Raw genomic sequence first — 10,559 nt, 5'->3', positions numbered from 1 at the left:
CCCATTCTCTATGCCCTAGGAGAATGTCCCAATTGGCAACAGCCAGCTATTGCCATCGTCGGCACCCGCGCCCCTACGGCCTACGGTCGACAGTGGACCCAGAAAGTCAGCGCTGCCCTGGCGGAAGCTGGCTGTGTGGTGGTCTCGGGGCTGGCAACGGGGATCGACGGCATTGCCCACCAGGCCTGTCTGGATGCCGGCGGCAAGACGGTGGCCGTGGTGGGAACGGGGGTGGACAAAGTTTACCCAGCTCACCATCAAGCTCTCTACCGGCGCATCCTGGCCCAAGGGGCCATCCTCAGCGAATATCCCCCCGGCACGCCACCGGCCAAGGAGCATTTTCCCCAGCGCAACCGCATCATTGCCGGCCTCTGCCGCGCCACTTTGGTGATGGAGGCTCCGGAAACCTCGGGAGCGCTAATTACTGCTCACCTGGCCAACCACTACGGTCGGGAAGTGTATGCCCTGCCGGGGAACATCGACACGGCAGCAGCCCGCGGCTGCCTGCAGCTCATCCGCGACGGCGCCGGCATGATCCTGGGGATCGAGGAGCTGTTGAAAGACTTGGGCTTAGTTCAGGGATCCCCTGTGCTAAAGCAGCCCTCGTCCACTGGCCCCAGCGATCCCCAACAGCAACTGCTCTGGCAGCTGCTAGGGGAGGGCATCCTCAGCCTCGATGCCCTGGCCCAGGCTAGCCAGATGGATATTGCCACCCTTTCCAGTACCCTGCTGCTTATGGAATTGGAAGGCTGGCTGGTACAACTGCCGGGGATGCGCTACCAGCGGGCTCGCTGAGGCTGGATCCCTGCACTGCTTCTCCGATAGGAGCACGGCAAGCGGGATCCTCGTGGCGGGGGTTGTTCACATAGGTGCTGACCGGATAAGCCGCCATGGCTTCTGCTGGGTAGGGGCGGAGCAAGGGCAAAAGCAGCTTGGGATCCTGCACCTGGGGATCCAGCCAGAGGTCGTAGTCGTTTTCCGTCAAAATCACGGGCATCCGCTCGTGAAAAAGCTGCATCAGACGGTTGGCAGCGGTGTTGAGGATGGCACAGGTTTCCACCTCCACCCCCTCTGGACTGCGCCAGCGTTCCCAAATCCCGGCAAAGGCAAATACCGGTCGATCCAGCAGGTGAAACCAGTAGGGTTGTCTGCCCTTCTTGGCCGTACCTGAGTCGGCCCACTCGTAGAAACCATCGGCCGGGATCAAGCAGCGACGACGGCGGAAAGCTTCGCGGAAAGAAGGCTTCTCAGCTACTGTCTCAGCTCGGGCATTGATCCAGCCGGCCTGAGGAGCTCGGCTCCAGCTGGGGATCAAGCCCCAGCGAAAATGGGTTGCCTCGCGCTGAAGGGATCCCGCCACCACCGCCAGCACCGGCTGAGAAGGAGCGATGTTATACCGGGGGACAGCTGCCCTTTCTTGGGCTGCCGCCGGCAAGCCGAAATGCTGCATCAGCACTTCTGGGGCCACTGCCAGGCTAAACCGTCCACACATGTTTGTCCCCCAGTCGCTCACCCCAAATGGCCTGCCGACAGGATCCCCTAAACCTTGGTGGAAATGCCCAGCAGTTGCAAGATCCCGCGCAGGGGAATCTCCACCCACTCGGGGCGGTGGTTCAACTCATAGCCCAGCTCGTAAATGGCTTTTTCCAGCAGATAGGCGTCCAACAACACCTCTATCTCTTGCAGGCTGCGGGGCAAAAAAGCCGCTTGGGAAGCCACCTGCAGATATTCGGCCAAAAAGCCCGCGCAGACCCAGCGGTGCCAAAACTGGGCCCACCGCATCATGTCGGGGCAGTGGTCGGCGCAGACCAAGCCGCTCTCCAGTTGCTGGCGCAAAGCTGTGTGGACAGCATAGTGGAAGGATCGCAGCATCCCCGCCACATCCCGTAAGGGGCAACGCTTGAGACGCCGTTCGCCCAAAGAGCGGGCCGGCTCCCCTTCAAAGTCGATGATGACAAAGTCTTTGCCGGTAAACAGCACCTGGCCCAGGTGATAATCCCCGTGGCAGCGGGTACGCAGGGCGGTGATCTTCCGCTCCAGGATCAGGCGGAAGCGGCTCATGATTTCCCCTTCTTGGTCGCAAACAGCCCGAGCCAAGTTGGCCTCTGCTTCCGGCAGCTTGGGGAGCTGCTTATAAGGACTCCGTCCCGCTGACGCGAACAGCAGCGGAAACACCTGCCCCACCAAGTTGCGCATGGACTGGTAAACGGAGCGCTGGTACAGGCTGGAGAAAGGCTCTGGGGCAAAGTCTTTGTTCTCCGTATCGGCAGCCAGGGCGATGTGCAGCTCGGCGGTGCGCTTGGCCAAGATCCGCACCGATTCTAGGTAGCTGCCGATGGTGGCGTAGGCCAGCTCCGGCAAGGGCTGTTGGGAAAGCTCCAAGAAGGATCCCTGCGGCACGGGCACGGGATCCACCTCTTGGTAGTGAACCAGCACCGCCTCAAAAAATTGCCCCAGGCTGTCCAGGGTGTAGTGCCAGGCATCTCCCTCGTTGGGGATGTACTCCTGCAAAATGGCCAGGGTAATGGGCTGATCGGCGGGATCAAACCCACGGGCCCCGCGACGACGGCGATACTCCAGGGATCCCAGCAGCCGTGGCACGCGCACCTGGGGATGGTGCTCCAGCAGGTAGCGGCCTATCTCCAGCTCTGGGTTTACCCCCTCGGCCACCCGGTGGTAGAGCTTGAGGAGGTAGTGGTTGCCATAGACAACGGAGGTGTAGCTCTGCTCCGCCTTGAGGAGGCGGGGTTCCAGGTCATGCTCAAGGGCAGCAAAGCTAGTGGCCCAGAGCTCTCCCTGACGGTGACGCAGGCGGCCCTGCTGGGCAATTAGCTGCAGCAGCCGCAGCAAGAAGCTTTTGTCAGCCAGAGCGTTGAAAATTACTCCCGCCGGCCCTCCGGCCACTTGCACAGGGAGGATGACCGCCTGGGGCATCTCTAGGCGCAGGTGTACGGCTGCTTCTTGGGTGGCATAGCCCACAGGGAGAGAGTAGAGCTGCGTATCGCCCTCGATAAACTCGGCCTGGAGAAGCAAGATCTGGCTGCCCAGCAAGGACTCCTCTTCTCGGCGGCAGGGGATAGCCTGCAGGATATGGATCGCCTGGAGCTGGCGGTTTTGGGAGCCAAACCAACGACAGCGGTAGAGGTAGTCCGCCAAGACTGCCTCCAGCTGCTTTTGGCTTTCCCCTTGCAAGAGACTGTCCCAACTACCACTTTGAACAACCAGAGGACTACCACTTTGAACAACCAGAGGGACCAGGCGTTCCTGCTCCTCCGCTTTGCTGGGGCTGAGGTGGATGGTCTCCGTTTTGGGCTCAAGGGAAAACCAGTAAAAGGAATGGGGGCCTAGCGTTAGGAAATAGGGCAGTCGCCCAATAGGGGGAAACTCGGTGTGGCCAAAGATCTCCACCGGGATCAATCCTTCCCACGGCGATAGATCCAGCCCCACCCACTGGGCGTAGCGGGAGAGATTGGCCACCACCAAGATGCGCTCATCGCCAAAGGCCCGCATAAAGGCAAGCACCTTGCGATTTTCCGGGTGGAGCAGCTCAAAGGAGCCGCGGCCAAAAGCTTGGAATCGCTTGCGCACGGCGATGAGCCGCTTCATGGTCCACCACAGGGAATGGGGGTTGTTTCGCTGCGCCTCCACATTGACAGCTTCGTAGTGGTACTCGGCGTCGATGACGATGGGCAGGTAGAGCTTCTGAGGGTTGGCCCGCGAAAAGCCGGCGTTGCGGTCGGCGCTCCACTGCATGGGGGTGCGCACGCTATTGCGATCCCCCAGGTAGATGTTGTCCCCCATGCCGATCTCGTCCCCGTAGTAGATGACCGGCGTGCCGGGCAGAGAAAACAGCAGGCTGTTCATCAGCTCGATGCGGCGGCGGCTGTTGCCCAGCAGGGGGGCCAAGCGGCGGCGGATCCCCAGGTTCACCCGCGCGTTGGGATCCTTGGCGTACACCTGGTACATGTAGTCCCGCTCCTCGTCAGTGACCATCTCCAGGGTGAGCTCGTCGTGGTTGCGCAGGAAGAGGGCCCACTGGCAGATTTCAGGAATGGGAGGGGTTTGTTGCAGGATGTCAATGATGGGGAAGCGATCCTCCATCTGGATGGCCATAAACAGCCGTGGCATGAGGGGAAAGTGGAACTCCATGTGGCACTCGTCCCCATCGCCGAAGTAGGCCACAGCATCTTCTGGCCACTGGTTGGCCTCCGCCAGCAGCATGCGGCCAGGATACCTTTGGTCAATGTGTCGGCGCAGAGCCTTGAGAAAGGCATGGGTCTCCGGTAGGCTCTCGCAGGTGGTGCCCTCCCGCTCGTAGAGATAAGGCACCGCGTCCAGCCGCATGCCATCTACCCCCAAGCTCAGCCAAAAGTCCACCACCTCGAACATGGCTTTTTGTACGGCGGGGTTGTCGTAGTTGAGATCTGGCTGGTGGGAGTAAAAGCGGTGCCAGTAGTAGGCCTTGGCCGCTGAATCCCAGGTCCAGTTGGAGGCTTCAAAGTCTTGAAAGATAATGCGGGCCTCTTTGTACTTTTCGGGGGTATCGCTCCAAACGTAAAAGTCCCGCTCGGGGGTGCCGGGGGCAGCTCGTCTGGCCCGCTGAAACCAGGGGTGCTGATCCGAAGTGTGGTTGAGGATGAGCTCAATGATGACGCGGATCCCCCGCTTATGGGCAGCCTCCAGAAAGATCTTGAAGTCCTCTAGGGTGCCCAAGTCAGGGTGAACACTGGTAAAGTCAGAAACGTCGTAGCCGTCATCTTTTAAAGGCGAGGGGAAAAACGGCAGCAGCCAGACGGCTGTAATCCCCAGTTCTTGCAAGTAGTCCAGCTTTTCGGTCAGGCCCTGGAAGTCGCCCACGCCATCGCCGTCGCTGTCGAAAAAGGCCCGTGCCGGCAGCTCGTAGATGATTGCATCTTTGTACCAAAGGGGGTCGTGGGTGAGGGGGGAGATGAGGCTGCGCAGAGGGGCTCGGATCATCATGTCGGTCATGTCGGCAACAGAGACAGGATTGGGACACCTTGGCAACCCTAGCCGTTGAATGGGGATCCCCTCAATAGGCTACAGCCTTCTCTTGGGTGCCAGGGATCCCCGGCGTCGGTTCAGGCAATGCCACTCCGCTTCTGGGCTTCCTTGCGGGAGACGGCCACGTGGCGCAGGCCGGCCCGGAGCAACTCCTGCTCGATCAAGGCAAAAAACCGCTGCCGATCCCCGCTTCTCACCACCGCCAAATGATGGGCTTCCGCCAAGGCGATGGGGTAGCCAAAGCCCTTGTGCACTTGGCTCAGCACCCCTGCCAGAGCCCGCTGCAGCAACTCCGCATCCTGGACCACCCAAGCGGGAAACTCCAGGCGAGCAATTTCGGCTTGGCCCAGGGATCCCTCGCCAACATTGAGGTAACAACAGTGGACGTGGTGTTCCCCGAAGGCGTCCAACACGCTGGCGCCGCTGCGCCAAAGGGGGCTGCGCTCTCCCGGCTGCAGCAGGGATCCCCAAAAGACGCGATCCGGCAGGGGGGCAAAGGGATGGCAAGGGGGGGTTTTGTCGGCAAGGCAGTAGCGATAACATTCACAGCCCAGGTAGGGGCACAGCCCCAGGCGCAGGTAGTTAAGGGTTTCGCTGCTGCGAGAGGCGCTGATGTAGCCCACGAGAGGGATGCGGGCCGCCCGCAACTGCTCCAAGGTCGCCAGAATGGGATCCAACCAGGGGCGCCGGGCCGACTGGGGCAGAGGCTCCAGTCCCCAAGGGATTAGGGATCCATCCAGGAGCGCCAGCGTGGTGCGGCGACGGGGCACCGACAGAGCCAAACGAGCCAGCTCCTCCAGTTCCGCTTGGGAGCGTCGTAAGGCCAGTATCTCTTCCAGCCCCAACGAGGACTCCGTGCCGCTGGTAGGATTGCGTTCACCTGGAGCGCGCTGCGGGCGAGAGTCTCGCCGGTTAAGGGGGGCCCTCGGCAACCCTTCTGCCCGCGGTTCCGAGAGAGGGGAGTCTGAGCGGTTTTGCTGGGCAAGGGGCCCATCTCCATACAGCAGCAGGGGCTGGCTGTCCAACAGCGGCCACTCCTGGGTGCCGTAGTGGAGAACCACGCGCCCAACATTGATCAGCGAGCAATAGGCAATCTCGTGATGGCTGGGCAAAATCTGGGATCCATCCGTGGCCACCACCGTGTGTCGCCCCTGCAGAGGCTCGACCTTGGGCAGGGATCCCCAGGCTTCCGGCGGCTCGGCGGGGCTGGCGCAAACAAACGACAGATGGGATCCCCACTCCACCCAGCGGGACTGCCAAACCTGCGGCTCCTGCTGCCAGCGCTCGAAAACTTGCCAGGCTTGGCGGAGGCGTTCTTGGCTGGCTTTCGACTCCTGTTGCAGGTGCCGGGTGAACGCAGGAATTTGCCCGCTCAGCTTAACCAGATCCAACATGATGGCCGCATCAGCCCTGCATGGCAATACGGCTGCCAGAAGCGGAAGAAGCCACATCTTGTCCTTCTGAGGAGTTGAGCAGCTCTTCCAGCGGAAACTCCCCGTAGACCTCGCTGCTGTTGTTGGGACTCTCCTGCAGGCGAACCCGATGCAACTGCACCCCCAGCTCCCGCAGGGGCAGAGTTAGCAGCCGCTGGATGTAGAGGGCGATGTTTTCGGCAGTAGGCACCACCTGGGCAAAGTAGGGAATGTCTTTGTTCAAAAAGGTGTGATCCAGCGGCTTCACCACCTGCTCCTCGATCAGCCGCTGCAGGGCCGCCAAGTCCACGATCATCCCCGTGCGCGGGTCGATGGATCCCTTGACGGTGATCTCCAGGCCGTAGTTGTGGCCGTGGCCGTGGGGACGGGCACAGAGGCCGTAGATGGCGCTGTTTTCTTCAAAACTCAGGTGATCCAGAGCCAAGCGGTGGGCGGCGCTGAAATGGGTGGCAACAGTCAAGTAGGCTTGCATGGCTTCTCCTCGGTATTCGGCCCAAAGCTCAGGATCTTCGTACAGACGGACGCTGGTTAGGGGCAAGGCATCGGCCAGGCGTTGCCAAATCACGTAAGCGATAAACTCGGTAGTGGGCAAGGTTTGGGCAAACTCCGGCCAAGCTTGATTTAGATAAGCAAAGTTGAGATCTTGAATCACCCGCTGCCGGATCACCTGCTTCACCTCCGAGAGGTTGAGCACCATCCCATAGTCATCCACCTCACCACTCATGCCCACCTCCAGCACATAGTTGTGGCCATGGCCGGGAAAACGGGCATTTGGGCCAAAGCGGGCTAAGTTCTCGGCTTCTGAGAGTTCGGGCAACCAGTACCGATGGCTGGCGGCAAATTGCGCACGGCGGTAGATTGTACAGATTCTGGACATGAGTGGAGAGGAGAGCATCTGCCGGGGGATCCACCCTTTAGCTTGACACACTCCCCGGCCCAGAGGGTGGAAATTCTCAGCGGCCCTCAGCCTACCCTCCCAGTGGTCTTGCCGTCATCTCTGTCCTGCGCCAGGTCAGGCACTTGCCCTGCCGACCGGGTCGGCCTGTGCATACCCTCATTTCCCAGAAAGCATTTCGAGCAAGGTTTTGGCGGCATTGTGTCCTGAGAGCCAAGCCCCCTCTACGCGCCCTCCGGCGCACCAATCGCCGGCACAAACCAAAGGCAATCCCTCAGCAGCGGAAACCGGCACACGGGTGCTTAAGCTGGCCAATCCCGTGGTTTCCAAAGGCAAAGCGTAGCGCCAACGGTGCACCTGCATCCATTGTGGCGAAGCCAACCAGGGATCCAGCCGTTGGGCTGCGTGGGCCAGCAATTCTCGACCGGCCTTTTCCAGCTCAGAGGGGCCGGCCTCCAAGTACAGAGATGACCACTCCGCCCCCCCATGCAAGACCACCACAGGCGGGAGCGGCTGCAGGCGCTTGCTGCTGTCCAGTCCCAGCCAGGCCAACATCGGATCCTCCAAGCACTTGATCCCCTTCCAAGGCGGCGTATGCTCAGAGTAGCCCGCCAAAACCGCAAGGCAGGGTTGATACTGGGCGGATTCCAGCAGAGGCAACAGGTTTTCAGCCAAAGGGATCCCTTCCCGGAGCAGGGGCAGCAACTGGGGGGCCGGAATTGTCGCCACCAGGGCAGCAGCCTCGTAGCATTGGCCGTTCTCCGCCCTCAATTGCCAGCTTGTTGCCAAAGGTTTGAGGCTGACCACACGAGTTTGGGTGTGTACCGACAGCGGGGCAGCCAAGTGTTTGGCCAGCATTGTCATGCCCTGGGGGCAAGCGTAGCGTGGTTTCTCGTCGTTGGGATCCTCTGGGCGCAGCCCTTCTCGATCCAGCACATGCAGCGAGCGCGTCCATTCCGCCAGCAGCCCCAGGCCCAGCAGCTCCTTCACCCAGCGATAAAAGCCATCCGAATCGGCAGTCAGGTATTGAGCCCCATGATCCACTGGCACCGTTTGCCCAGCGTGCTCAACTCGACGGGTGGCCATGCGCCCGCCCAAGCCCGCCGATTTTTCCAGCACCAGAACCCGCAGCCCCGCCCGCAGCAGTTGCCTTGCACACACCAAACCGGCCACTCCCGCCCCGATGACAATCACATCGGCGGATGTTGAGCGGGCTCCCTCGGAAGGGGTTACCGCTGCCTGGGTTGCTTCGCCTAGCATACTGAGCCTGCCAGCTGTGACCGGATCCGCACGTTCAGCTCCCGCCTCTGCCGAAGGGGTTGTTGCCCCTCTCTCCGAAGAGCTTGGCTTCTCCCTTGATGGCAGCCTTGATGATGTTGTAGGCAGCCCAGGCAACCACCAAAACAATGGGCGACAGAACGATCAGCGGACGGAGATCAATGTCCATGGTTTTCATCCCCCCCTAACATAGATTGATTTACCGACTGCTTGGAACAAGAGCCTCCAGGGTTGGCCACCGCCAGAATCCCGATGGGGTGAAACCGTTTTCGACTCTGGATCCCGCATAAGCTGAGGTGCAACTCTGGAAAGATGGCTAAGTCCAGAATAAACCCAAATGGGGATCCCTACCGGCTAGACTTTGCCCCATCTGGGCTGCCAAGGCGGGAGCCAACAGGCCCACACTGAGAATCGCGTCCAGAACTAGCGCACCCACCAGGGATGTGCAATCGACCCCGATCACCTGACTAACTGCTGCCCAAGCCCGCAACTTGGATCTTAATTCTGGGCTCTTTCTCAGTTGCTGTAGATTTTGCCCAAGGCAGCCGGCGGACGAGTGCGGCGGGCGCGGCCCTGCATTCCCGATAGAACCCCCATCGTCAACACAAAGGGCAACGCCTGGATCAACACGGGTGGCATCACATCTCCCCCTTGCAGTTGAATGGCCAGGGCGTCGGTGGCCCCAAACAACAGCGTCGCGCCCAGGATCCCGAAGGGGTGCCACTTGCCAAAGATCATCGCTGCCAAGGCGATAAGGCCCTTTCCTGCTGACATGTTGCGGACAAACTGGTTCAAAAAGCCAATGGAAAGGTAGGCCCCCGCCAGGCCCCCCAACAGGCCGGAGAGCAGCACCGCCGCGTAGCGCATACCCAGGACATCCACCCCCATGGTGGCAGCAGCCTGAGGATGCTCTCCCACCGCTCGCAGCCGCAAGCCCCAGGGTGTTTTGAACAGCAACCACCAGGAGATTGGCACCAACAGAAAGGCCAGATACACCAAGGGGCTAAACCCATGCCACAGCGGCAGCCGATTGACAATTTCTTGAGAGTTGGTGGTGTTGCCGTAGAACGATTGCAGCACCAGCGAAGGCACGCTCATGGCCAACAGGTTGATGGCAGTGCCGCTGACAATTTGATCGGCTCTGTAGCGGATGCACATCAGCGCATGCACAAAGGCAATGGCCACCCCCCCTAAGGCGCCGGCCAACAAACCCACCCAAGGGATCCAACCCACCTGAGCTGCTGGAGTCTGGGCCAGAAGGGAAGCTTCCAGGCGTTGGGTGGTTACCGCCGCCGCCAAAGCCCCAAACAAGATGATCCCCTCCAGGGCAATATTGACCACGCCGCTGCGTTCGGAGTACATGCCCCCCAAGGCCGTGAGCAACAGAGGGGTAGTGGAGCGCAGGGTAGCCGGGATCAAAGCCCAAAACAGAGTTGCCATATTGCTCCGCAGCGCCAGCGCAAACGAGATCTCCGCTCAGAGGTACTCAAGTTGAGCGTTCATCGCAGTCCATTTCCACCTGGGCTGCCTGCAAGGGATCCGTGAAATAGCCGGGCAACAGGCCGCCTGCAGCAATGAAAAGGTGTAGGTGATCAAGTCCAGTTTGGTGCTCAGCTTTACAAAAAAAGGCGAATCGGGCGAGGAGCCCAGGCCGGGCCGCAGCAACCCCACCACCACCGCCCCTGCTGCCACCGCCGCCCCCAAGGCACTCAGGGGTACGATGATCTGCCGCTGCCGCACCAAAAAAGCTTTTCCTCCCGGCAACTGCAGCCGCCCCAGCAGCAACAGCAGCAGGGCATAGGCAAAGCTGGCATAGCCAGCCAAAGAAGGGCTGAACCGCCGCAACGGCAACCGAGCCGGCGGGATCCCCTCCGCCAGGGCCGCCCCATTCACCGCCCCCACTGCCCCATAAAACCAGAGCAAGCCCAGCC

Annotated in this window: 9 protein-coding genes; 1 reads left to right on the top strand and 8 read right to left on the bottom strand. The window is 60.9% G+C overall.

What is annotated here, in order from left to right; genetic code table 11:
- Nucleotides 1-795 (top strand): DNA-processing protein DprA (dprA, locus tag NW837_RS08965; protein ID WP_414330812.1); only part of this gene is annotated, 795 nt, incomplete at its 5' end.
- Here dprA and NW837_RS08960 read toward each other — a convergent pair.
- The 8 genes from NW837_RS08960 to NW837_RS08925 all read right to left on the bottom strand — a co-directional run.
- Nucleotides 734-1,492: an SOS response-associated peptidase gene (locus tag NW837_RS08960; protein WP_414330810.1), complete on the bottom strand. Its 759-nt coding sequence runs from the start codon at nt 1,490-1,492 to the stop codon at nt 734-736. The genes dprA and NW837_RS08960 overlap by 62 nt on opposite strands.
- A 47-nt stretch (nt 1,493-1,539) precedes the next feature.
- Nucleotides 1,540-4,989 carry a maltose alpha-D-glucosyltransferase gene (gene treS / locus NW837_RS08955; RefSeq protein WP_414330807.1) on the bottom strand — a complete coding sequence of 1,150 codons (3,450 nt, stop codon included), beginning with the start codon at nt 4,987-4,989 and terminating at the stop codon, nt 1,540-1,542.
- 110 nt (nt 4,990-5,099) lie between these two features.
- Nucleotides 5,100-6,416, bottom strand: a complete 1,317-nt coding sequence (locus NW837_RS08950) for a DNA double-strand break repair nuclease NurA (RefSeq protein ID WP_414330805.1) — start codon at nt 6,414-6,416, stop codon at nt 5,100-5,102.
- A gap of 10 nt (nt 6,417-6,426) precedes the next feature.
- Complete coding sequence (locus tag NW837_RS08945) at nt 6,427-7,332, bottom strand: 6-carboxytetrahydropterin synthase (protein ID WP_011432318.1); 906 nt, start codon at nt 7,330-7,332, stop codon at nt 6,427-6,429.
- A gap of 177 nt (nt 7,333-7,509) precedes the next feature.
- Entirely contained in the window at nt 7,510-8,610 is a 1,101-nt protein-coding gene (locus tag NW837_RS08940) for an NAD(P)/FAD-dependent oxidoreductase (RefSeq protein WP_414330803.1), read from the bottom strand.
- 34 nt (nt 8,611-8,644) lie between these two features.
- Nucleotides 8,645-8,797 (bottom strand): photosystem II protein Y, encoded by a 153-nt coding sequence (locus NW837_RS08935; protein ID WP_414330801.1) that lies wholly within the window; start codon nt 8,795-8,797, stop codon nt 8,645-8,647.
- A gap of 347 nt (nt 8,798-9,144) precedes the next feature.
- Nucleotides 9,145-10,068, bottom strand: a complete 924-nt coding sequence (locus tag NW837_RS08930; protein ID WP_414330799.1) for an ABC transporter permease — start codon at nt 10,066-10,068, stop codon at nt 9,145-9,147.
- Nucleotides 10,069-10,104: 36 nt separating this feature from the next.
- Nucleotides 10,105-10,559, bottom strand: a 455-nt coding sequence (locus tag NW837_RS08925; protein ID WP_414330797.1) for a hypothetical protein, incomplete at its 5' end; no start/stop codon positions are given.

The sequence above is a fragment of the Synechococcus sp. R6-10 genome, assembly GCF_047461815.1.
Classification (GTDB): domain Bacteria; phylum Cyanobacteriota; class Cyanobacteriia; order Thermostichales; family Thermostichaceae; genus Thermostichus.
The sequence above is the reverse complement of the archived record's forward strand: the minus strand, read 5'-3'. Positions and strand labels throughout refer to the sequence as shown.